General features: G+C 61.8%; 24 protein-coding genes. 14 read left to right on the forward strand and 10 right to left on the reverse strand.

Annotated features, from left to right (window positions below; all coding sequences use genetic code 11):
- The 3 genes from rpsI to EN884_RS00785 form a co-directional block, all read right to left on the reverse strand.
- Positions 1-225: 30S ribosomal protein S9 (gene rpsI / locus EN884_RS00775; RefSeq protein WP_128360447.1), on the reverse strand; the 225-nt coding region annotated here is incomplete at its 3' end.
- A 1-nt stretch (position 226) separates the two neighbouring features.
- On the reverse strand, positions 227-691 hold the full coding sequence (gene rplM / locus EN884_RS00780) for a 50S ribosomal protein L13 (RefSeq protein WP_013532205.1): 465 nt from the start codon (positions 689-691) through the stop codon (positions 227-229).
- A 215-nt stretch (positions 692-906) separates the two neighbouring features.
- The gene (locus EN884_RS00785; protein WP_063167783.1) at positions 907-1,371 is read right to left on the reverse strand and encodes a PaaI family thioesterase; all 465 of its coding nucleotides are present in this window, start codon (positions 1,369-1,371) and stop codon (positions 907-909) included.
- Between the two features lie 154 nt (positions 1,372-1,525).
- Between EN884_RS00785 and EN884_RS00790 the strand changes: the two genes are divergently transcribed.
- The 7 genes from EN884_RS00790 (at position 1,526) to EN884_RS00820 (ending at position 6,695) form a co-directional block, all read left to right on the forward strand.
- Positions 1,526-2,347 (forward strand): enoyl-CoA hydratase, encoded by an 822-nt coding sequence (locus EN884_RS00790; protein WP_063167784.1) that lies wholly within the window; start codon positions 1,526-1,528, stop codon positions 2,345-2,347.
- Between the two features lie 10 nt (positions 2,348-2,357).
- Positions 2,358-2,780: a VOC family protein gene (locus EN884_RS00795; RefSeq protein WP_013532202.1), complete on the forward strand. Its 423-nt coding sequence runs from the start codon at positions 2,358-2,360 to the stop codon at positions 2,778-2,780.
- Positions 2,780-3,562: an AAA family ATPase gene (locus tag EN884_RS00800; RefSeq protein WP_063167785.1), complete on the forward strand. Its 783-nt coding sequence runs from the start codon at positions 2,780-2,782 to the stop codon at positions 3,560-3,562. The genes EN884_RS00795 and EN884_RS00800 overlap by 1 nt, the downstream gene beginning before the upstream one ends.
- Positions 3,559-4,323 (forward strand): GNAT family N-acetyltransferase, encoded by a 765-nt coding sequence (locus tag EN884_RS00805; protein ID WP_063167786.1) that lies wholly within the window; start codon positions 3,559-3,561, stop codon positions 4,321-4,323. The genes EN884_RS00800 and EN884_RS00805 overlap by 4 nt, the downstream gene beginning before the upstream one ends.
- Positions 4,310-4,831 (forward strand): CoA-binding protein, encoded by a 522-nt coding sequence (locus EN884_RS00810; RefSeq protein WP_024504599.1) that lies wholly within the window; start codon positions 4,310-4,312, stop codon positions 4,829-4,831. The genes EN884_RS00805 and EN884_RS00810 overlap by 14 nt, the downstream gene beginning before the upstream one ends.
- 226 nt (positions 4,832-5,057) lie before the next feature.
- Positions 5,058-6,338 (forward strand): O-acetylhomoserine aminocarboxypropyltransferase, encoded by a 1,281-nt coding sequence (locus tag EN884_RS00815; RefSeq protein ID WP_024504598.1) that lies wholly within the window; start codon positions 5,058-5,060, stop codon positions 6,336-6,338.
- A 6-nt stretch (positions 6,339-6,344) separates the two neighbouring features.
- A complete protein-coding gene (locus EN884_RS00820; protein WP_063167787.1) occupies positions 6,345-6,695 on the forward strand; it encodes a cupin domain-containing protein in 351 nt (116 codons plus the stop codon).
- 54 nt (positions 6,696-6,749) lie between these two features.
- Here the strand turns inward: EN884_RS00820 and EN884_RS00825 are convergent, their stop codons facing one another.
- Both EN884_RS00825 and EN884_RS00830 read right to left on the reverse strand, forming a co-directional pair.
- The gene (locus tag EN884_RS00825; protein ID WP_063170209.1) at positions 6,750-7,634 is read right to left on the reverse strand and encodes an AraC family transcriptional regulator; all 885 of its coding nucleotides are present in this window, start codon (positions 7,632-7,634) and stop codon (positions 6,750-6,752) included.
- A 277-nt stretch (positions 7,635-7,911) separates the two neighbouring features.
- On the reverse strand, positions 7,912-9,162 hold the full coding sequence (locus tag EN884_RS00830; protein ID WP_063170210.1) for a cytochrome P450: 1,251 nt from the start codon (positions 9,160-9,162) through the stop codon (positions 7,912-7,914).
- A 103-nt stretch (positions 9,163-9,265) separates the two neighbouring features.
- On the opposite strand from EN884_RS00830, the gene EN884_RS00835 reads away from it, so the two are divergent.
- The gene (locus EN884_RS00835) at positions 9,266-10,369 is read left to right on the forward strand and encodes an FAD-dependent oxidoreductase (RefSeq protein ID WP_063167788.1); all 1,104 of its coding nucleotides are present in this window, start codon (positions 9,266-9,268) and stop codon (positions 10,367-10,369) included.
- Between the two features lie 25 nt (positions 10,370-10,394).
- Here the strand turns inward: EN884_RS00835 and EN884_RS00840 are convergent, their stop codons facing one another.
- Together EN884_RS00840 and EN884_RS00845 are read right to left on the reverse strand one after the other, a co-directional pair.
- Positions 10,395-11,774 carry a pyridoxal-dependent decarboxylase gene (locus EN884_RS00840; RefSeq protein ID WP_063167789.1) on the reverse strand — a complete coding sequence of 460 codons (1,380 nt, stop codon included), beginning with the start codon at positions 11,772-11,774 and terminating at the stop codon, positions 10,395-10,397.
- A 49-nt stretch (positions 11,775-11,823) separates the two neighbouring features.
- Positions 11,824-12,414: a hypothetical protein gene (locus EN884_RS00845; protein WP_063167790.1), complete on the reverse strand. Its 591-nt coding sequence runs from the start codon at positions 12,412-12,414 to the stop codon at positions 11,824-11,826.
- 338 nt (positions 12,415-12,752) lie between these two features.
- Here EN884_RS00845 and clpP point away from each other — a divergent pair, with 338 nt between their 5' ends.
- The 4 genes from clpP to EN884_RS00865 all read left to right on the forward strand — a co-directional run bounded on the left by clpP (position 12,753) and on the right by EN884_RS00865 (position 18,243).
- Complete coding sequence (clpP, locus tag EN884_RS00850; RefSeq protein WP_013532191.1) at positions 12,753-13,382, forward strand: ATP-dependent Clp endopeptidase proteolytic subunit ClpP; 630 nt, start codon at positions 12,753-12,755, stop codon at positions 13,380-13,382.
- Between the two features lie 297 nt (positions 13,383-13,679).
- The gene (gene clpX, locus EN884_RS00855; RefSeq protein ID WP_013532190.1) at positions 13,680-14,954 is read left to right on the forward strand and encodes an ATP-dependent Clp protease ATP-binding subunit ClpX; all 1,275 of its coding nucleotides are present in this window, start codon (positions 13,680-13,682) and stop codon (positions 14,952-14,954) included.
- A gap of 306 nt (positions 14,955-15,260) precedes the next feature.
- The gene (gene lon / locus EN884_RS00860; protein WP_013532189.1) at positions 15,261-17,672 is read left to right on the forward strand and encodes an endopeptidase La; all 2,412 of its coding nucleotides are present in this window, start codon (positions 15,261-15,263) and stop codon (positions 17,670-17,672) included.
- Positions 17,673-17,970: 298 nt separating this feature from the next.
- Entirely contained in the window at positions 17,971-18,243 is a 273-nt protein-coding gene (locus EN884_RS00865; protein ID WP_006201846.1) for an HU family DNA-binding protein, read from the forward strand.
- 144 nt (positions 18,244-18,387) lie between these two features.
- Here EN884_RS00865 and EN884_RS00870 read toward each other — a convergent pair whose 3' ends face one another.
- Positions 18,388-19,410: an aldo/keto reductase gene (locus EN884_RS00870; RefSeq protein WP_063167791.1), complete on the reverse strand. Its 1,023-nt coding sequence runs from the start codon at positions 19,408-19,410 to the stop codon at positions 18,388-18,390.
- 178 nt (positions 19,411-19,588) lie between these two features.
- Between EN884_RS00870 and EN884_RS00875 the strand changes: the two genes are divergently transcribed.
- Both EN884_RS00875 and EN884_RS00880 read left to right on the forward strand, forming a co-directional pair.
- Positions 19,589-20,155 carry an SIS domain-containing protein gene (locus EN884_RS00875; RefSeq protein WP_027162393.1) on the forward strand — a complete coding sequence of 189 codons (567 nt, stop codon included), beginning with the start codon at positions 19,589-19,591 and terminating at the stop codon, positions 20,153-20,155.
- A gap of 3 nt (positions 20,156-20,158) precedes the next feature.
- Positions 20,159-20,902 (forward strand): creatininase family protein, encoded by a 744-nt coding sequence (locus EN884_RS00880; RefSeq protein ID WP_063167792.1) that lies wholly within the window; start codon positions 20,159-20,161, stop codon positions 20,900-20,902.
- Between the two features lie 50 nt (positions 20,903-20,952).
- Here the strand turns inward: EN884_RS00880 and EN884_RS00885 are convergent, their stop codons facing one another.
- Complete coding sequence (locus EN884_RS00885; RefSeq protein WP_013532185.1) at positions 20,953-21,870, reverse strand: carbohydrate ABC transporter permease; 918 nt, start codon at positions 21,868-21,870, stop codon at positions 20,953-20,955.
- A 26-nt stretch (positions 21,871-21,896) separates the two neighbouring features.
- Entirely contained in the window at positions 21,897-23,018 is a 1,122-nt protein-coding gene (locus EN884_RS00890) for a sugar ABC transporter permease (RefSeq protein WP_024504588.1), read from the reverse strand.
- Position 23,019: the final 1 nt, after the last annotated feature.

Below are 23,019 nucleotides of genomic sequence, written 5' to 3' on the forward strand. Positions count from 1 at the left end.
CTGCAGGACCGGACGCGCGAAATAGGTCGCGAATTCCTTGTCGTTGACGATGATCTTGCCGGAACCCGGCTTCACCCAGACGCGCGCAATGGCGTTCTTGCGCTTGCCGGTGGCATAGGCGCGGCCCGACTTGTCGAGCTTCTGGACGTGGACGGGGGCCGCCGGCTGGGTATTGGTGTTGCCGGTGGCGGCGCCCAGTTCTGCGAGCGAGGAAAGCTCAGCCATCTTATGCGACCTTCTTGTTCTTGGCGTTCAGCTTGGCCACGTCGAGCACGACGGGCTGCTGGGCGACATGCGGATGCTCGGCGCCTGCATAGACGCGCAGGTTCTTCATCTGGCGACGGCCGAGCGGGCCACGCGGGACCATGCGCTCAACGGCCTTCTCGACGACACGCTCGGGGAAACGACCCTCGAGCAGCTGGCGCGCGGTGCGCTCCTTGATGCCGCCTGGGTGGCCGGTGTGCCAGTAATAGACCTTGTCGGTGAATTTCTTGCCGGTGAACACCACCTTGTCGGCATTGATGACGATGACGTTGTCGCCGTCGTCGACGTGCGGGGTGAAGGTCGGCTTGTGCTTGCCGCGGAGATGATTGGCGATGACAGTGGCCAGACGACCGACGACGAGACCTTCGGCGTCGATCAGGATCCACTTCTTCACCACATCCGCAGGCTTCTGCGAAAAGGTTGTCATGTTTTCTGCTCTCGGTTCTGACCTTCATAAGAGAAGGCGTTTCTTGTTGCTTGGATTGGCGAAAGGCGCTTGCCCGCCGCCAATAACAAAACGGCGGCCTTTGCGGGCCGCTGCTTCGTGGAGGCTTATAGGCGAGGGTGGTGACCGCGTCAAGGCGAACGAAAAGGTAGATATCAGGTAAAATGTAGCAAAAACAATAACTTGAACAAAAGGTATTATTTTACCACATCACCATTCCGCTTCGGCGGGATCGAATAGGTGCCGATGGCATGCGCCACCGTGTGTCCGTCTGGGCCGGCAACGATGTCGATGTCGAACACCATCAGGCTCTTTCCCAGCTTCAGGATGCGGCAATGGCCGTCGATCGGTCCTGCCTCGGCCTTGCGCACGAAATTGATGTCGAGGTTGACGGTGACCGAAAGCGCATCCGGCCCGGCATGGCTGAGCACGCAGACGTAGCCGCCAATGTCGGCCAGCGTGAACAGCGAGGGGCCGGACACCGTGCCGCCGGGACGCAAATGCCGTTCGCCGGCGTTGAGCCGCACGGTGCAGCCGCCCGGGAACACGTCGATCGCCTCGAAATATTTGAACTGCTCATTGAGCTGCGGATAGACGGTTTCCATCAGCGCATTGACTTGTTGCGCGGTCAGCACGGGCTTGAGGTTGGTCTGGGCGGGCATGTCTTGGTCTCTCGCTTTGCGCCAGGCCTGTATGAGCGCAGCGCGGCATTTCTGACAACCTTCGTCCCCTGGCGCAAGCGATCGGTGTTGGACGAAACCTGATCCGGTATTAGATAGTCTGGCAGCCCCAGCGGAATCGCGGAGAACCCTATCCATGGCCGAAATCCTTGCCATCAAGCCTGCCGCCGTTGAGGGTCCGGTGGTTGCACAACTGGACAAGGGCGTGCTGCGCCTCACACTCGCCAATCCGCCTGCCAACGCGCTGTCGCTGGCGGTGATGGCGGCGCTGACGGCCGAACTCGAGCGCGCCAGGGCCGACAAGGCCGTTCGCGTCATCGTCTTGTCGGCTGCCGGCAAGGTGTTCTGCGCCGGCCATGATCTCAAGGAAATGACCGCGCGCCGCACTGACGCCGATCATGGCAAGGCCTTTTTCGCAGAGACGTTTGCCGCTTGTGCGACGCTGATGCAGGCGATCGTGCGTCATCCAGTGCCTGTCATCGCCGAGGTTGACGGCCTGGCCACCGCCGCCGGGCTGCAACTGGTCGCCAGCTGCGACCTGGCGATCGCTTCGCATGAGGCGACCTTCTGTACGCCGGGTGTCAACATCGGCCTGTTCTGCTCGACGCCGATGGTGGCGCTGTCGCGCAACGTCTCGCGCAAGCATGCGATGGAGATGCTGTTGACCGGCGAGACCATTGATGCGGCAACCGCCAAGGAATTCGGCCTGGTCAACCGCGTCGTGCCGCGTGAATACCTGAATCAGATCGTCACCAAATACGCGCAAACCATTGCTTCCAAATCATCTTTGGTGGTCAAGACGGGCAAGGAGGCGTTTTACTCGCAGGCCGAAATGGGGCTGGCGGATGCTTACACCTATACCGGCCGGATCATGGTCGAAAACATGCTCGCGCGCGACGCCGAGGAAGGCATCGGCGCCTTCATCGGCAAGCGCAAGCCGGAATGGACGGACGAATAGGAGCAGCACCATGGAGCCGCGAATCTCTATCGTTACCATCGCCACCGATGATCTGGACCGCGCGGTGCGCTTTTACGAGGCTATGGGCTTGAAGCGGCATGCCGGTATCACCGACGGTGTCGCCTTCTTCCAGATGGGCGGCGTCATTCTTGGTCTGTTCCCACGTGCCAGCGCAGAAGAGGATTCCGGCATCGCCTTCGCCGCGGCGCCATCGGCGGTCTACCTCGCCTACAACACCCGCTCCGACGCCGAAGTCGACGACGTGCTCGCCAGGGCGGAAAAAGCCGGCGGCCGCATCGTCAAGCCGGCCGGCCGCGCCTTCTGGGGCGGCTGGTACGGCTACTTCGCCGACGCCGACGGGCATGTCTGGGAAGTGGCGCACAATCCGGCCTTTCCGATCGCGGAAGACGGCACGATTTCGCTACCTGGCTGATGGCCCATCGCAAGCAGCTGACGCGGCTCAAGGCTCCCTATCTGAAGCGCATCCTGCTCGATGCCGTGCGGGTCGAGGATTGGGAAAAATATCCATGGAACCTGCCGCTGTTTCGCGGCCACGACTTCGAACTCGAATTCACCACGCCGATCACCATCATCGTCGGCGAGAACGGCACCGGCAAATCGACGCTGCTCGAGGCGATCGGTGCGCTGGCCGGCTATGACGAAGCCGGTGGCGGCAAGGGATATAGGCCGGTCGACCATTCCAGCGCCATCGACAAGAGTGGTGCCGCGCTGGCCAACGCATTCCGCGGTCACTGGCTGCCGAAAGTCACCGCCGGCTGGTTTTTTCGCGCCGAATCCTTCTACTCCGTGGCCCGATATCTCGATCAGGCGGCACTGGAAGACCCTTTTAGGCCCCCGCCGCCGGACTTCCTGTCCTGGTCGCATGGCGAGGGCTTTATCCGTTTTTTCGAGGAGCGCTGCCGCAGGCAAGGCATCTACATCCTCGACGAACCCGAAAGCGCACTGTCGCCGACGCGACAGATCGAGCTGCTCAAGATGCTGCGGCGCATGGACCAGTCGGGCACCGCGCAAGTGATCATGGCGACGCATTCGCCGCTGCTGATGGCTTGTCCTGGCGCGCGGCTGTTCCGCATCAGCCGGTTCGGGCTCGATCCCACGGATTTCAGCGATACCGATCATTTTCGCATGATGCGCGACTTCTGCACCGATCCGCAGGCCTTTATGGAGGAAGCGCTGCGGGAGGATGACGCGTGAGCGCCGGCGATGATGACCTCAACTGGCGCGTCGAGCAGGCGTGCCGCGAAGGCTGGCCGGCGGCGACCGAGACGTTGGTTGATGGCTGGCTTCTGCGGCGATCGGGCGGACGGATCCGGCGTACCAATTCGGCCAATCCCTTGCGCGGCGAGCGTGGCGCGCCCGACAAAGTGATCGACGCCGCAGAGTCCTTCTACGTCGGCCACGGTCAGGCGCCGATGTTCCGAGTGCCTGATATCGCCGCCGAGCTCGAAACCGCACTCGACCATCGCGGCTACCAGCCGGAAGGCGGGACGATCCATCTCCATGCCGGGATCGGCGATCTGGCTGAAGTCCGCGACGAGCGGGTCGCTGTTTCGCCTGTGCCAGGCGAAGACTGGCTCGCGGCGCGCTTCCGCATGGAGGCTTATGACGACATCGATCGCCGCGTCTTTCGCGAGATGACCGGACTGATCGTCGGCGACCGGGCGTTCGTGTCCTGTACACGAGACAGCGAAATTGCCGCCTTGGCCTATGGCGTCATCCGCAATGGGCTGCTTGTGGTGGAATCGGTTGAAACCGACGGCCGTTTCAGGCAGCAAGGCCTGGGCCGCAAGACGGTGGGCGTCCTGATCGACTGGGCACGACAAACGGGTGCGTCAGCTGCATGCCTGCAGGTGGTGGCCGACAACACGCCGGCTCGCGCCCTCTACGCCTCGCTTGGGTTCAGCCGTGAACTTTACCGATACCACTACCGCAGGAAGCCGCATGAACCACGATAGCTACGACAACACTTACATTGCCGGCATCCTCAATTCGGTGAAGACCATCGCCATGGTCGGCGCGTCCGCCAATGATGTGCGGCCAAGCTATTTCGTGCTGAAATATCTGCTGGCCAAGGGATTTTCGGTGTTTCCGATCAATCCTGGCCAGGCCGGCAAGGAGATCCTCGGCCGGATGACCTATGCGAGGCTCGCCGATATTCCGGAGCCGATCGACATGGTCGACATCTTTCGCGCGCCGGCGGCGGTGCCCGGCATCGTCGACGAGGCGTTGCGGCTCGATCCCTTGCCGAAAGTGATCTGGATGCAGCTTGGCGTGCGCCATGACGAAGCAGCCGCGCGCGCCGAGGCCGCCGGCATCAAGGTGGTGATGAACCGCTGCCCCAAGATCGAATATGGCAAGCTGTCCGGCGAGATCGGTTGGACCGGCGTCAATTCCGGCGTGCTGTCGTCGAAGAAGCCGCTGATGCGGTCGGGATTCCAGAGTTTTGGCGTGCGGCAGAAGTAGTGCACGTCGCTCAAAAGTGCGCAGCGGTTTTGGGATAACGACGTGCACCAAAAGCAAGGCCTGACGCGCGATGCGCCTTAGGCGCAAAATTATTCCTTAGGCCAGCGCATTTTCTCGGGCCTCGGCCGCAGATCGCTAGCCGAAGGGTATTTTCTTCTTTGCATTCGCGCTCATGCTTCGCCAAGAATGCCCGGCGATTTCAAGAGTTTCAAAAGGGAGGTTTTCAGTGACCCGCACGCCAGGTTTCAACACGCTCGCCGTCCACGCCGGTGCCAAGCCCGATCCGGCGACCGGCGCGCGCGCCACGCCGATCTACCAGACGACCTCCTTCGTCTTCGACGACGCCGACCATGCCGCCTCGCTGTTCGGGCTGAAGGCCTTCGGCAACATCTACACCCGCATCATGAACCCGACCCAGGCAGTGCTGGAAGAGCGCATGGCGGCCCTCGAAGGCGGCACGGCGGCACTCGCGGTCGCCTCCGGCCATGCCGCGCAGGTGATCGTGTTCCACAATCTGATGCAGCCGGGCGACAATTTCGTTGCCGCCAACAAGCTTTACGGCGGTTCGATCAACCAGTTCGGCCATGCCTTCAAGAATTATGGCTGGGAGGTGCGCTGGGCCGACACCAATGACATCTCGACCTTCGAGAGCCAGATCGACGACAGGACCAAGGCGATCTTCATCGAGAGCCTCGCCAATCCGGGCGGCACCTTCGTCGATATCGAGAAGATCGGCGACATCGCGCGCAAGCACGGCCTGCCGCTGATCGTCGACAACACACTGGCCTCGCCCTACCTCATCCGGCCGATCGAGCATGGCGCCGACATCGTCGTCCATTCGCTGACCAAATTCATCGGCGGTCACGGCAATTCGATCGGCGGCGCCATCGTCGACGGCGGCACCTTCGACTGGTCGAAATCGGGCAAATACCCGATGCTGTCGGAACCGCGCCCCGAATATGGTGGTCTTGTCCTGCACGAAACCTTCGGCAATTTCGCCTTCGCCATTGCCGCGCGCGTGCTCGGCCTGCGCGATCTCGGCCCGGCGATCTCCCCGTTCAACGCCTTCCTCATCCTGACCGGCCTGGAAACCCTGCCGCTGCGCATGCAGCGCCACTGCGACAATGCCGTCACCGTTGCCGCCTGGCTGTCCAACCACCCCAAGGTCGCATCGGTGAATTACCCCGGCCTGCCCTCAGACAAGAACAACGCGCTGCAGAAGAAGTACTCACCACTTGGCGCCGGCGCCGTGTTCACCTTCGCGCTGAAGGGCGGCTATGACGCGGGCGTCAAATTCGTCGAGGCGCTCGAGCTGTTCTCGCACCTCGCCAATGTCGGCGACACCAAGTCGCTGGTCATCCACCCGGCCTCGACCACGCACCGCCAGCTTTCCGACGAGCAGAAGGTCAAGGCCGGCGCAGGACCGGACACGGTGCGGCTTTCGATCGGCATCGAGGACGTCAACGACATCGTCGCCGACCTCGAACAGGCGCTAGCCAAGGTCTGATCGATCATGAGCGAGTCAAACTTTCTTTCCATCGGCGTCGACGCTGTCGACGCCGAACAGGGTGCACCGGCGCCCGACCGGCTGATCTCGGGCGATCCCAAATTCCGCACCTGGAATGTCGAGGAGCGCGACGGCGGCCTCTATGCCGGCATATGGGAATCGACCCCGGGCAAATGGCGCATCGTCTATGACGAGTGGGAGTTCTGCCACATCCTGTCCGGCGTTTCGGTGATCGCGGAGGACGGTGGGCAAGCGCGCACCGTCAAGACCGGCGACAGCTTTGTGCTGAAGCCCGGCTTCAAGGGCAGCTGGGAAGTGCTTGAAACGACTCGCAAGGAGTATGTGATCAAGCTTTGATCTCGCGTCGCCATGATGCTCGCGATCGGGGGGACAAACCGCTGTCCTGCCGAGCTATTTCAGAGGCAGAAAGAGTTCAACGACCACTTCGCGTAGCGGGCCCTCCGGGAAGTGGGACAGATGTCGTTGGCAATAGATCGGAAAGTCGCGTGCTTCCTCGCCGCTGGCCGGAAGCCATTCACGATAAAGATAAAGTGCTGCGGGTTCGAGATTGTTGGTATTGCCAGGGTAGCGCAGCACCGCGCAGCGCCCGCCGGGGATCACGCCAGCCTTCATCTGCCCGTCATTCGCCTCGATCGGCCGGTCTGTCCCGGCACAAATGTCCATGCTGTAGTCAGCCGGGACCGCGGGCTCCCTTTCGGAACGGAAGACGTTGAAGGTCGGGCTTGTCTCGGGCGACAAGCCCGCCGCCTTACGCCAGGCGATGAACCGCTGGATGGTGTCCTGGAGCGTCGCCCGGTCTCCGCGGTGCTCCATGATCGCCACCGGCGTCGGGGGCACATCGCGGATCGTCACGTCGTCGTGTTCAAAGATTATCTGCATAAGCGTGTTCCTTGCTTTTTCGAGGGGCCCGAAGGCCATGAGCCACGACCCCCAGTCGGGAGACTTCCGGAACGACGACGGCGATTGTCCGAACCGTTGCCGAAAGGCGCGGGCGAAGGCATCCGGCGCGTCGTAACCGGCATCCATGGCTATGTCGGTGACGCTTTGGGCGTCACTTTCGGCAAGTCTGTACGAAGCACGCTTCATGCGGGCGAGCTGGACATAGCGATGCACGGACACCCCGAAGGTGGACGTGAACTGCCGGTGGAAATGATATTTCGAGAACGCCGCGACACCGCTCAACGCCTCCAGCCCCAGATCGTCATCCAGATGCTGGTCTATATGGTCTAGCACCCGCTGCATTCGGGCTGGGTAGTTTTCAAGTGCGGCCTTCAACGTCTCTTTCTCCGTGACGACACCAGTTAGGCCTTTCCGAATATATCGCGCTCGACCGATCTTGCGATTTGGCATGGATCGACAGGGGCTGCCAGCAACGGCCTTCAGGCTCTCCCCCAAGCTTGTGCTGCCTGCGTATGACTATTTCGCTGGAACTGGCTGAGACAGCTTCCGGTGCCTTGTCGTGGAAGGGCATCGTGGGCGGTCCGGTGAGCCGACCTTGTGGTTGCTGCTGGCGCTATGGCTGGAATAGGCCGGCGACCAAATCCGCGCTTCGTCAAAAGCCGACGGCGAGCCTTTCCAGCCCATGGAAGTGGTAAGTGTCGCGGAAGCTTGGCCTTTCGGCAAGATGCAGCTTCGGGTGCCGTTCGAACAGGGTTTTCAGCGACACCTGCAATTCTAGCCTGGCCAGCGGCGCGCCGATGCAGAAATGGATGCCGGCGCCGAATGACACGTTCTTCTGGTCCGGACGATCGGGCCGGAAAGCTTGCGGTTCGGCGAAGGCGCGCGGGTCATGATTGGCCATGCCCAGCATCAGCCCGATCGTCTGGCCCGGCTGCACGACAATGCCAGGCGCGACTTCGATCTCCTGATAAGCGTAGCGCGTGAACATGTGCAGCGGCGCGTCGAAGCGCAGGCATTCCTCGACCGTTGCCGCGGTCGCTTCGGGTGAGCCGAAGAAGCGGCTGACATCGCCGCCTTGCATAAGGATCGCACGGACAGCGTTGCCGGTCTGATGCACTGTCGCTTCATGACCGGCATTGAGCAGCAGGATCGCCGAGGACACCATCTCGTCCTCCGACAGCTTTTTGCCGTCCTCCTGCGCCGAGATCAGCAGCGACAGCAGGTCGTCGCCAGGGTTCTTGCGTCGCTCGGTGACATGGAAACGCAGGAAATCGGCAAATTCGCCCGCGGCTCGGTTGGCCGTCTCTTCGATCGCGCGCGTGCGGCCATGCATGTACATGGCAACCATCTGGTGCGACCAGTCGAGCAGTTGCGGCCCCATGTCGACCGGCACACCGAGCATTTCGGCAATGATGGTGATCGGCAAGGGCGCCGCGAAGGCAGGCAACAGGTCGACCGTCTTGCCTGGTTCGAAACGGTCGATCAGCTCGTTGGCCAAAGCCTCGACACGCGGCCGCAGCCGTTCGACCTGACGCGAGACGAAGGCGCGGTTGACCAGTGTTCTCAGCCGCGTGTGCACCGGCGGCTCCAGTTCCAGCATCGAATTGGCTTCGACGCCGTCGAAAGCCCTGAGATGGCTGCGGTCCTGTCCGATACCGCGACTGTCTGGAATGCCGGCCGGATTCTGGCGGCCGAAACGGCGGTCGCGCAGCAGCCGGTTGACGTCGTCGAAGCCGCCAAAGCACCAGAAGCCGAATTCTTCCCAGAAGAATGCATTCGATAGGCCGTGGAGGAAAGCATAGGCATCATAAGGGTTTTGAAAAAAAGCCGGCTCGTGCGGGTCGAGCCGCAGATGTCGCGTGGCTGGATCAAAGGCCAGGGCAGGTGGCGTCAATTTGCTCATGCCAGACCAATAGCGCGGCTTGCCAGCCTGGTTCCAGACCGTATGTTGGCGCCCGCAATCCAATACGTTGAGCCAGCCGACCGGCTGCGGAAAGTCTGATTTGATGAAGGTGATCGTTGTCGGTGCGGGTATTGCCGGCCTCTCGACCGCGTGGTCGCTGGTCAAGGCGGGTCACAGCGTTTCGATCGTCGAGCAGGGGCCGATCCCAAACCCGTTGGCCGCCTCGGGCGACCACCACCGCATCATCCGCCGCGCTTACCGCGCGGGGACCGGCTACGGCCGGCTGATCACCGAAGCCTACCAGGCCTGGGACGAGATGTGGGCCGACCTCGGCGAAAACCATCTCGATCCCAGAGGATTTGTCTGCATTTCGCGCGAGCCCGGCGACGAGGCCGAGGAATATCGCGAGGGCCTGGAAGAAGGCAATTTTCCGTTCGAACTGCTGGAGCCCGATGCAGCCGTGAAACGCTGGCCGTTTCTGGAAGCCGGGTCGTTTCGCTACGCCTATTTCTCGACCGAAGGCGGCGCCCTGCATTGCCGCAAGATCGCGTCCGGCCTGGCAAAGTGGCTGCGCGCCAACGGCGCCAATGTCTACGAAAACAGCAAGGTCGTCGAGGTCGACGCCGAAGCCGGCCACATCGTGCTCGAAAGCGGCGAGACGATGCAGGCCGACCGCATCGTCGTCGCCGCAGGCGCCTGGGTGCTAAAACTGTTTCCGGAACTGGACGGAGAATTGAAGACCTATCGAACCGCACTTGCCTATGTCGAACCGCCGGCCGACCTCAAGGCGGCCTGGCAGGCGGCACCGGTCGTGCTCGATGTCGGCGGCGCGATCGACGGCTATGTGATCCCGCCCTCCGGCGGCGCCGGCATGAAATTCGGTTCCGGGCTGCACAGGGTGCCGACCAGCGACGCCGACTGGAACCGTCAGCCGGTGGCGGGCGAGGGCGAGGCGATCCGCAACCTGTTTTCGCCGCCGATCGCCCGCATCGCGGAGTATCGCGTGACCGAGGTCGTCACCTGCGCCTACACTTTCACATCAGACGAAAAATTCATGGCGCATGGAAAGGGCAAATGCCTTGTTGTCTCGGCATGCTCCGGCCACGGCTACAAGTTCGGCGCGGCGGTCGGCAGGCGCGTTGCCGCTGCTGTCGGCGATGGGGATATCGCCGGTCTGAAGGCATGGCTGCGGGCGGAGGTCGCCTGAAACACGAGGCCAAATCCGCAGCGGTTCAATGATTGAGTTCGTCTGCGGCGGCAATGACTTCGGACACAATCGCCCGAACGTCATCCAAGGTCGTCCTGTGATTGACGAAACACGCCCGCAGCGCGAATTGACCGTTGATCGTTGCATTCGACAGATACACGCGGCCGCGCGCGATCACACGGCGCAGGATCGCTTCATTGTCCTTAGAGCGGTGACGGAAACAGACCGCGCTTAGCGATACCGGCGCAAGCTGCTCAAGCTCCGGCTGTGAAGCGATTGCCTGTGCCAGCATCTGGGCATGGTAGAGATCGCGCGCGATGGCTTCGCGATAGGCACGGCGCCCGTGATACTGCAGCGACATCCAGAGCTTCAGCGCACGGAAGCGCCGAGACAGTTCGATCGACTCTTCAAAGAATGCAAATGCTTCCGTTGGGTCTTCGCTCAATATCCTGACGTAGTCGTCGCTGTGCGAGAAAGTCGTGCGCGCAATGTCTGGGTGGCGATTGAGCAGGCAGCCGCAATCGAGTGGCTGATAGAGCCATTTGTGCGCATCGAGCGACAGCGAATCCGCCAAAGACAGTCCCTGGAACTTTTCCGGGACGGCCAGCGCCGCCAGTCCCCCATAGGCCCCATCGACATGCATCCACAACGCTTCCCTACGGGCAATGTCTGCGATTTCGGGAAGGGGATCGATCGCACCGGAGATGATGGTGCCGACCGTGGCCACGATGGCGATGGGCATGTTGCCGATGGCGCGGTCGGCGGCAATAGCCGCCTGGAGGGCATCCGTCCGCATCCTGAATTTGTCGTCGACAGGGATCAAACGGAGATTTTTTCTACCGATCCCCAACAGCGCGACGGCCTTGGGAATGGACATGTGCACTTGCTCGGAAGCATAGATCACGCACGGTCGCACGCCTGTTTCGTTGGCTGGCAGCTTCGCTTCCCGCGCCATCGCCAGGGCCATGAGGTTCGCCGTCGAGCCGCCGCCGCACAGGCTGCCTGTAAATCCGGGGCAACCGACAGCCTCCGCCAACCATTCGACGACGGCGCGTTCGATCGATGTCGCAGCCGGTGCCGAGCGCCACGACGTCACATTCTGATTGAGCACCGCAGCCAGCAATTCCCCCAGCGCGCCGATCGGTTCGCCGGAGCCGACGACATAACCGAAGAACCTGCCGGTTGAAGGCCGCACATGCTCCGCTATCGACTTGAAATCCTGCAAGACTTCCCGACCACGACCGCTCTCCTGCCAAGGCCGCGAGAAGAGTTCCGTCGTCTGTTTGCCGCTGGTCGTGGGATACGTCCGACGTTCCTCGAGGGAGGCCCAATAAGCTTTGGCAAGCGCCAAGGCTTCTTCGGCAAGGTCTGACAATTCCTGATTGGAAATTTCCAGGTCGCGCATGCCCTCAGCCCAACGGAGATCCGCTGCGACGCAGGTTACGCCATGCGCGCTAATCCTGGCAATGCCTGGGAATATGCACCCGCCGCCAACTGGATGAGCCTTCCCGGACCAACACACGACGCGCGACGGTCTGGTAGGAGGCGGGGACATCGATGACGCGCCTTTGTTCCGGCCGCACCAGCACCTCCTCGGCGATGCTGTCATATTGTGCGGGAATGACGACGCGCCGCGTGCGTTCGGGCTGGATCACGATGGTCTCTGCGACGCGTTCGTAGCGCGCCTTGTGCCATACCTTGCACAGCACCTTGCGGCCATGGATGACGCGCCATTCCCAGGAATAGCCGCCGCCATCGACCCGGACCGTACGGTAGACGGTGCGGGTGACGGCCGGTACGATCTGGTAGGTCACTTGCGCCGGAACGGTCATCACGACGCGCTCGCGCGTGCCAAAGATAGGGGCGATATAGTCGACCTGCTGACCGGGCGGACTGATCATCACGTCTTCATAGACCGTGTCATAGACGGCCGGACTGCGGACGGGTTCATAGCATTCGACGGCGCGGCCGCCGGCCGCCGTCTGCGAAATCGTGCCGAGCACGGTCAGGCCGGCAATGGTGAAGCATGCGGTTTTCCCGGGCATGGCACTCCCCCTGTTGAACTCTATGCATAAGTTCAACGTTGAATTGTAGAGGAAGCCGTCTCGGAAAAAAGCGGTTTCGGCGCATTTCGTTAAGTGACGCGGTTAAGAAACTGCTACGTTGCGGGGCCGGCGATGCGGCTCCGGACCCGCGGAAGCATCCGCCGCCGCGAATCCTTGGTCAGAAAGCTTGATTCGACTTACCCAGATGGCTAGGAGGGGTCGGCCTTGCACAAGGACGAGCCGGCATCCTATTTACGGAATACCGATCCAGAACCGATTCTGCCCGATCTGCCGGCATTCCCGGCGCCGGAATCCCACCGCGAGATAAGAGATACCTGATGAAGAACCCCGTCGAAACCTACATGAACCTCGTTCCGATGGTGGTCGAACAGACCAATCGCGGCGAGCGGGCCTACGACATTTTCTCGCGCCTCCTCAAGGAGCGCATCATTTTCATCACCGGTCCGGTCGAGGACGGCATGGCGACGCTGGTCTGCGCGCAGCTTTTGTTCCTCGAAGCTGAGAATCCGAAGAAGGAAATCAACCTCTACATCAATTCGCCGGGCGGCGTCGTCACCTCGGGCATGGCGATCTACGACACCATGCAGTTCATCAAGCCGGCCGTGTCGACGCTCTGCATCGGCCAGGCGGCTTCGATGGGTTCGCTGCTCCTGACTGCCGGTCACAAGGACATGCGCTTTGCCACGCCGAACGCCCGCATCATGGTTCACCAGCCTTCCGGCGGCTTTCAGGGCCAGGCGTCCGACATCGAGCGCCATGCCCTGGATATCATCAAGCTGAAGCGTCGCCTCAACGAGGTCTACGTCAAGCACACCGGCAAGAGCTATGAAGAGATCGAGAAAACGCTCGACCGCGATCATTTCATGACCGCCGACGAAGCCAAGGATTTCGGCCTCATCGACAAGGTCATTTCGTCGCGCGAGGCGGCCGAAGGGGCGCTGGCATAAAGGCAAGTTGGCAGTTGGATGGCACCATCACGCGCTTTTGGCGCGTCTTGCGGCATTTCGGCCACAATTGGCTGTTCCCTCGGGGGACAGGATTGCCTACGTTAAGGCTATGTTGAGTTTCGGCGGCTTAGCTTTATGCGGGGTTGTCGCGAATCATTGCCACGTTTTCTGATTTGTGTTTCGTACGGAATGCGTTGCGGGAGCCGGGACACACTGGCGGCGGCGGATTCCCGCGATAGATAGAGTATGCGCCCTTTCAGCCAGACCATCGGCGGGCGGCCATGAAAGGACATGAAAATGAGCAAGGTCGGCAACAACAGCGGCGATTCCAAGAACACGCTTTACTGCTCGTTTTGCGGCAAAAGCCAGCACGAAGTGCGCAAGCTGATCGCCGGTCCGACGGTCTTCATCTGCGACGAGTGCGTCGAGCTCTGCATGGACATCATCCGTGAAGAGAACAAGACCTCGATGGTGAAGTCGCGCGAAGGCGTGCCGACACCGCAGGAGATCCTCAAGGTTCTCGACGACTATGTCATCGGTCAGCCCTACGCCAAGCGCGTGCTGTCGGTGGCGGTCCACAATCACTACAAGCGCCTCGCGCATGCCGGCAAGAACAACGATGTCGAACTGGCGAAGTCCAACATCCTTTTGATCGGCCCGACCGGTTGCGGCAAGACGCTGCTCGCGCAGACGCTGGCCCGCATCATCGACGTGCCGTTCACCATGGCTGACGCGACGACGCTGACCGAAGCCGGCTATGTCGGCGAGGACGTCGAAAACATCATCCTGAAGCTGTTGCAGTCGGCCGACTACAATGTCGAGCGCGCCCAGCGCGGCATCGTCTACATCGACGAAATCGACAAGATTTCGCGCAAGTCGGACAATCCCTCGATCACCCGCGACGTGTCGGGCGAGGGTGTGCAGCAGGCGCTCTTGAAGATCATGGAAGGCACCGTCGCCTCCGTGCCGCCACAGGGCGGCAGGAAGCACCCGCAGCAGGAATTCCTGCAGGTCGATACAGCCAACATCCTGTTCATCTGCGGCGGCGCCTTCGCCGGGCTGGACAAGATCATCTCGGATCGCGGCCGCAAGACGTCGATCGGCTTCGGCGCGGTCGTCGCTTCGCCGGAGGATCGCCGCACTGGCGATGTTTTCCGCCTGGTCGAGCCCGAGGACCTGTTGAAGTTCGGTCTTATCCCTGAGTTTGTCGGCCGTCTGCCGGTCCTGGCGACGCTGGAAGATCTCGACGAACCGGCGCTGATCCAGATCCTGACCGAGCCGAAGAACGCGCTGGTCAAGCAGTATCAGCGGCTGTTCGAGATGGAAAATGTCGACCTGACCTTCCATGAGAACGCTCTTTCGGCGATCGCCAAGCGCGCTATTGAGCGCAAGACCGGCGCGCGCGGCCTGCGTTCGATCATGGAGGCGATCCTGCTCGACACGATGTTCGAGCTTCCCGCACTCGAAGGCGTGCGCGAAGTGGTGATTTCGGAGGAGGTGGTGACCGGCAGTGCCCGGCCGCTCTACATCTACTCCGAGCAGAAGGAAAAGAAGGGCAATGTCAGCGCCTGACATGAGCCCGCAGCGAAATTCTGAAACGGCGCCGCAAGGCGCCGTTTTGCTGTCGCACAGCGGTTTTGCGCGGCGTACGGGCTGGCGTCGCAAATGTGTCACTCGCGGACGGGTTGGGAGTGCGGATTTGGACACGCCCCTTGATCTTTGGGGGTCGTGCATCCAACTAACTGGAGAAGGCCGAGGTGCCCGATTTCTGTGCTGTAAAACTCCCGTCACAAACGGTGGTAGGCGGAACGATCCCCGGTCGTTAATATAAGATTCGCGGTTGGCTCAATTAGCGGCCGCGACATGAAAGGTTGGACAATGGCCAAAGTATCCAAGGCACCCAGCGACGGCGTCTTCGCAGTTCTCCCACTGCGCGACATCGTGGTGTTCCCGCACATGATCGTTCCGCTCTTCGTCGGGCGTGAGAAGTCGATCAAGGCGCTGGAAGAGGTGATGGGTCAGGAAAAGCAGATCCTGCTTGCCACCCAGATGAATGCCGCTGATGACGATCCCGAGCCCGATGCCATTTTCGACATCGGCACGCTCGCCAATGTGCTGCAATTGCTCAAGCTGCCCGACGGCACCGTCAAGGTTCTGGTCGAGGGCGCCTCGCGTGCGAAAATCGTCTCGTTCACCGACCGTCCCGATTTCCACGAGGCCCGCGCCGCGGCGCTGGTCGAGCCGGAAGAGGAAGAGGTCGAGGTTGAGGCGCTGGCGCGTTCGGTCGTCACCGATTTCGAGAATTACGTCAAGCTGAACAAGAAGATCTCGCCCGAAGTGGTGGGTGCTGCCAGCCAGATCGACGACTACTCCAAGCTCGCCGACACGGTTGCCTCGCATCTCGCCATCAAGATCCCCGAGAAGCAGGAGATGCTGGCCACGCTTTCGGTCAAGGAGCGGCTGGAAAAGGCGATGGGCTTCATGGAAGCCGAAATCTCCGTCCTGCAGGTGGAGAAGCGCATCCGCTCGCGTGTCAAGCGCCAGATGGAGAAGACGCAGCGCGAGTACTACCTGAACGAGCAGATGAAGGCGATCCAGAAGGAACTCGGCGAAGGCGAGGACGGCCGCGACGAGGCCGCCGAGATAGAGGCGCGCATCAAGAAGACCAAGCTCTCCAAGGAGGCCCGCGAAAAGGCGGAAGCCGAGTTGAAGAAGCTCCGGACGATGTCGCCGATGTCGGCTGAATCGACGGTCGTGCGCAACTATCTCGACTGGATCCTGTCTATCCCGTGGGGCAAGAACTCCAAGGTCAAGCAGGACCTGGCTTTCGCGCAGAACGTGCTCGATACCGACCATTTCGGCCTCGACAAGGTCAAGGAGCGCATCGTCGAGTATCTCGCCGTGCAAAGCCGCCAGAAGAAGCTGAAGGGGCCGATCCTGTGCCTCGTCGGCCCTCCCGGTGTCGGCAAGACCTCGCTCGGCAAGTCGATCGCCAAGGCGACTGGACGCGAGTTCATCCGCATGGCGCTGGGCGGCGTGCGTGACGAGGCCGAGATCCGTGGCCACCGGCGCACCTATATCGGCTCGATGCCCGGCAAGGTCATCCAGTCGATGAAGAAGGCCAAGAAGTCCAACCCGCTCTTCCTGCTCGACGAGATCGACAAGATGGGCCAGGACTTCCGTGGCGATCCGTCATCGGCGTTGCTCGAGGTCCTCGATCCGGAACAGAACTCGACGTTCATGGACCACTACCTCGAGGTCGAATACGATCTGTCGAGCGTCATGTTCGTGACGACGGCGAACACGCTGAACATCCCGGCGCCCTTGATGGACCGCATGGAGATCATCCGTATCGCCGGCTACACCGAGGACGAGAAGATCGAGATCGCCAAGCGGCACCTGATGCCTAAGGTGATCCGCGATCACGCGCTGCAGCCGAAGGAGTTTTCCGTCGGTGAGGACGCGATCCGCGCCATCGTCCAGACCTACACCCGTGAAGCGGGCGTCAGAAGCCTGGAGCGCGAGCTGATGAAGCTCGGGCGCAAGGCGGTGACCGAGATCCTGAAGACGAAGAAGAAGACGGTGAACATCACGGCGGCGAACCTCGCCGATTACCTCGGTGTTGAACGCTTCCGCTTCGGTCAGGTCGAGGCTGACGATCAGGTCGGTGTCGTTACCGGACTCGCCTGGACGGAAGTCGGCGGCGAGCTGCTGACGGTCGAAGGCGTCATGATGCCCGGCAAGGGCCGCATGACGGTGACCGGCAATTTGCGCGACGTGATGAAGGAATCGATTTCGGCGGCGGCCTCCTATGTCCGCTCGCGCGCCGTCGATTTCGGCATCGAGCCGCCGCTGTTCGACAAGCGCGACATCCACGTGCACTTGCCGGAAGGCGCCACGCCGAAGGACGGCCCGTCTGCAGGTGCTGCCATGGCGACAGCCATTGTATCGGTACTGACGGGTATTCCGGTCCGGGCGGATGTGGCGATGACCGGCGAGATAACGCTTCGCGGCCGCATCCTGCCGATCGGCGGGCTCAAGGAGAAGCTGCTCGCCGCACTGCGCGGCGGCATCAAGAAGGTGCTGATCCCGGAAGACAATGCCAAGGACCTGGCGGAGATTCCGGACAATGTGAAGAACGGCATGGAGATCATTCCGGTCTCACGTGTCGGCGAGGTGTTGCGCCACGCGCTGGTGCGTATGCCGGAGCCGATCGAATGGGTCGAGCCGGTCAATCCGCCGGCTGCGACAGACAGTGCCGACGACGCTGGAAAGTCCCTGGCGCATTAGAGCGCCGGGCGTCCATCTGGACGCACAAAGGACGCTCTAACGCCCAGACTTGCGCATGGCCCTTGCCGCAAACCGGCTACGGTTTTCGGGGCCATGCGTTGGTTTTCGTCGAGGTTGCAGCGCACAAACGGAGAGCCGGGCCTGACGCCCGGCTTTTTCATGTGAAAAACCCCGGAATTCCGGGCTTTTTCCGCTTTTTTCCTGCCTTTTCGACTTGGTTGCGGGAGCGCTTCTTTCTAAAGTCCGTTTCCTGCCGGATGAGTCGATAGTTCCGGTGTTCTCATGGAAGGGAATTTTTATGAACAAGAACGAACTGGTGTCCGCTGTCGCCGACGCCGCGAGCATTTCGAAGGGTGACGCGCAGTCGGCGGTCGATGCGGTATTTTCCGTGATCACCGGCGAACTGAAGAAGGGCGGCGATGTCCGGCTTGTCGGCTTTGGCAATTTCACCGTGTCAAAGCGTGCCGCCTCGACCGGCCGCAATCCTCAGACCGGCGCCGAAGTGAAGATCCCGGCGCGTACCGTGCCGAAGTTCTCGGCCGGCAAAGGCCTCAAGGACGCAGTCAACTAAGCGTTTTTTCTTTTCAGAGACCTCAGAAAAGCCGGGCTTGCCCGGCTTTTCATTTTGGTGCCCTACGCCGGTTCATGCGACCAGAAAAGCCGGGCTTGCCCGGCTTTTCATTTTGGTGCCCGACGCTGACGCGACGCGGCCGGCTTATGCGGTCGGCGCATCAGTGCGCATAAGACCTTCCTCCTTGAGATCCGCCCAAAGTGCTGCGGGCAGTTTCGCATCGAGCAGCGAGCGATTGCTCTCGACTTCGCTCGGCCGTTGGCCACCGGGGATCACCGAAACGACTGAAGGATGCAGCAGCGGGAATTGCAGGGCGGCCTCGATCAGCCTGACACCATGACGCTTGCAGACGTTCTCGATCCCGGCGACCCGGTCGAGTATGTCCTTCGGCGCTTCGGAGTAGTTGTAGTAGGCTCCGGGCTTCGGCCCTGTTGCGAGGATGCCGGAGTTGTAGGGTCCGCCGAGAACGATGCCGATGCCGCGTGCCTGGCAGAGCGGCAGGAAGGACGTCAGCGCCTCCTGTTCCAAGAGCGTATAGCGCCCGGCCAGCAGGAACAGATCGAAGTCGCCGCGCTCAGCCAGCGTCTGCGCGACCTGCCACTCATTGATGCCGCCGCCGAACGCCTTGATCACGCCCTGGTCGCGCAGCGACAGCAGGCCGTAATAGCCCGAGCGCATGAACTCCTCGATGCGCCGGTCGGAGGCTTCCTTGCTGCCATGCGTGAAGATGTCGACATCGTGCACGAAGAGGATGTCGATCCGGTCGACGCCGAGGCGCTCAAGCGAGGCTTCGAACGAGCGCATGACACCGTCATAGCTGTAGTCGTACACCTCGCGGCGTGATGGCGTGTCGAAGAACTTGCCGATGCCGGTGCGCTCTTCGGGCGGGCAGGCACGCATGATGCGGCCGACCTTGCTCGACAGCACATAGTCGTCGCGCTTCTTGCCGCGCAGGAACGGGTTGAGCCGCGTTTCCGAGAGGCCGAGCCCATAGAGCGGCGCGGTGTCGTAGTAGCGGCAGCCGGTCGCCCAGGCGGCCTCCAGCGTAGCGTTGGCGTCCTCGTCGGAGACGGCACGGTAGAGATTGCCGAGCGGCGCCGCGCCGAAGCCGAGCTCGGTGAAACTGATGCCGCCATTGCCGATGCGGTCGAAATGCCGTGTCTTCATATCCTGCTGTTTGCCTCGCCTGATTTGTCTGACATGACACTATCACGCCTGTGATCAGGCAAAAGCATAGCTGCGCGTTGGACACGCATTTTCGCGGTTGCTAGCATGAACGAAATCAAGCTGTTCGTGGCAGCAAGAGCGGCAAATACCAGGGTGATTTTTCAATGGCGGGTTTGCGGTGAGCGACAAGAGCAAAAGCCTGTTCGAGACCTCACTTGAGGAGCTGGGTGGCGTGCTGGCACGCATCGACGAAAGCCGGATCGACGCCGCCTGCAAAACGCTAGCCGGCGCGCGACAGATCGTCGTCTATGGCTGCGGCCGCGAGGCCTTGCAGGTCAAGGGTTTTGCCATGCGGCTCTACCATTTGGGCCTGCCGGTTTCCGTGGTCGGCGACATGAACACGCCGCCGCTGGGGCAGGGCGATGTCTTCCTGGTCAGTTCCGGGCCGGGAGAAACCTCGACCGTGCTGACCCTGATGCAGGTCGCGCGCCAAGCAGGTGCAACCAATCTCCTGCTGACCGCCCAGGCCGAAGGCAGCGCGGCAAGGCTTGCCGACTTCACGCTGCTCATTCCCGCGCAGACCATGGCCAACGATCAGGGGGCGCAAAAAACATCGGTCCTGCCGATGGGCTCGGTGTTCGAAGGCGCGCTGTTCCTGCTGTTTGAGGTGATGGTGCTGAAGCTTAGGGAATTGACCGGCGTGTCGCCCGAAGCCATGCGCGCCCGCCACACCAACATGGAATAGATCATGCGCTATGAACTGATGCTGCCACACCAGATCCGCAGGGCGATCGCCGAGAATTGGCCGGTCGCTCTGCCGCTCGGCGTGCTGGAATACCATGGCGAGCATATGGCCGTCGGCATGGACACGCTGGCCGTCATCAAGACGCTGGAGCTGTTCGAAAAGGAGAAGGACGTCGTCATCCTGCCGCCCTTCTACTACGGTGCGGCAAGCTATGCGGTGGCGCCGCCGGAAGGCAGCGGCTCGGTGCAGGTCGGCGGCAATGCGCTGGCGCCGTTCGGCGAGGAGCTGTTCTACAGCCTGTTGCGCATCGGCTTCCGCAACATCCACGCCATTATCCACCACCAGACCGAGAACTTTGTCGCCGGCATGCCGACCGATCTGGCGTTCAAGGCCGCCGGCCGCCAGGCGATCTTCCGCTTCCTCGAAAAGGAGCGCGGCGAGGGCTGGTGGGGGTCGCAGGCGATGGCGGACTATTATTCAGGACACGCGGCGGGTGAAAATTTCTTCAACTGGGTGCAGGTGCATCCGCTGATGTCGGCTGACATGAACGGCAAGTACCCGTTCGACCATGCCGGCATTGGCGAGACCTCGCTGATGCTGGCGCTATGCCCGGAGGCTGTCGATGCCAATCACTTCGCCGACAATACCGGCTGGTACACGGCGAGCGCCAAGGATGCTTCGGCAGAGCTCGGGCAGAAGGGCGTCGCCATGATCATGGACCACCTGCGGGCAATATTGGGACGCTAGCGCGCGGCTTCCCTTCTCCCACAAGGGGGAGAAGGTAAGAGGGCGCCATGCTACTTCACCGCGCCCGCGGTCATGCCCATGATCAGATAGCGCTCCAACGCGATGCCAATGACGGCGAGCGGCGCGATGGCCGCCGTCGCTAGTGCCGCCATCGACCACCAGTTGATGCCTTGCGAGCCGGTCTGGCTCGCCACCATGACCGGGATCGTCTTGGCGTCGGTCGAGGTCAAAAGGGCGGCGAAGAAATACTCGTTCCAGCACAGCACCATCGCCAGGATGAAGGCGGCGACCATGCCCGGCAGCGCGATCGGCATGACGATGCGGAAGAACGCGCCCCAGATCGACAGCCCGTCGACAAGGGCGGCTTCCTCGAGCTCGACCGGGATCGAGTTGAACTGGTCGCGCATGATCCAGATGACGATCGGCAGCACCATCAGCGTGTAGAGCAGGATCAGCCCGATGCGCGTGTCGAGCAGGCCGACCTCGCGGTAGAGCACCAGGAAGGGCAGCGCCAGCACCACCGGCGGCAGGATCAGCTGCGACAGGAAGAAGAACGAGATGTCCTCGTTCTTGAACCAGGCGAAATGGTAGCGATAGCGGGTGAGCCCGTAGGCGGCGAGGCTGCCGATGATGATGGCGAGGCTCGACGCGCCGACCGAGGTGATCACCGAATTCATGAAGCGCTTGAGGAACTCCTCGCGCACGGTCGAGGTCTGGAAGATCGAGTCCGGCGACAGGCCGAGCGAACGCCAGCCCTTCCAGTCCGGCTGGAAGTCGACGAAGGGGATGAGATGGCCTTGCGTGACGTCGACTGCGGTTTTGAACGAGGTCGTGATCGTCCAATAGATCGGGAACAGGCAGATGAACGCCCAGAAGGCCAGCGCGCCATAGATGAAGACGCGGCTGGCGAGGAAGCTCGCCGGCGAGCGGATCTCCGAGGCGACATATTCGGTGGTCTGAACGCTCATCGGGCTCAATTCACCCCCATCTTGCTTTAATTGACATTGCGGACAAAACGGTTGGCAAATTTCAACAACCACGTGACGAACACGACGATGATCACCAGATAGGCCATCGCCAGCATGGTTCCGTAGCCGACATTCGAGCGGTCGCGGTATTCGCGGTAGATGAAGCTCGACACGGAATCGGTGGCGCCGCCGGGGCCGCCGGACGTCACGGTGATGATGATGTCGGCAAGCTTCAGCTTGAAGATGATGCGCAGGACCACCGCCGTCACCGACACCGGCAGCATCAGCGGGAAGGTGACCTGCCAGAAGGTCTGCCACGCATTGGCGCCGTCGACGCGTGCGGCTTCGAGCACCTCGCGCGACATCGCCTGCAGCCCGGCCAGCAGCATGATCATCATGAACGGAATGAAGGTCCAGGCATCCAGTATCATGATCGATATGCGCGCGATGATCGGATCGGAGAAGAAGGCCGGATTTTCCCAGCCGAGATGGCGCGCCAGCGTTGCGGCCGGTCCGAACCTGTATTCCATCAGCGATTTTCCGATCATCCACGACACCGCGACCGGCGACAGCATCAGCGGCATCAGGAAGACGACGCGGAAGAATTTTCGCGCCCGGATCTGGGCGTTGAGGAGCAGCGCCAAGCCGAAGGCAATGACATATTCGACCGCCACCGCCAGCACGTAGAGCACCATGTTGAACAGCGCGTTGCGGTAGTAGGGATCGCCCAGCATCTGCCAGAAATTGTCGAGCCCGTTGAACCGGCGGCCGCTGAAGGAACTGAGGTTCCAGTCGGTGAGTGCGATGTAGAAACCGAACAGCGTCGGGAAGATGACCATGGCGATGGTGAACAGCAGCGCCGGCAGCAGAAACAGGGCACGCTGGCCGTCTTCGCCGCGCGTCAGCACCTGGCCGACACCGATCGCCACGCCCCACAGCACATAGGCATAGACGACGGGGCGCCAGGTCTCGAAGCCGATCGTATCGGGGCTGCCCTTGTAGAGGATCTCCAGCACGATCGTCGCCAGCAGGCCAAGCGTCGCAACGGCCATCAGCGCCCAGCCAAGGCGTTTACGGCCTGGAGAGATCAGATCGGAAGTGCCGGCATCTGCCGGCCACGGGTTCGCGGTCGATGTCTGGTCAGCCACA

The organism is Mesorhizobium sp. M7A.F.Ca.AU.001.01.1.1 (assembly GCF_004022735.1).
Classification (GTDB): Bacteria; Pseudomonadota; Alphaproteobacteria; order Rhizobiales; family Rhizobiaceae; genus Mesorhizobium; species Mesorhizobium ciceri.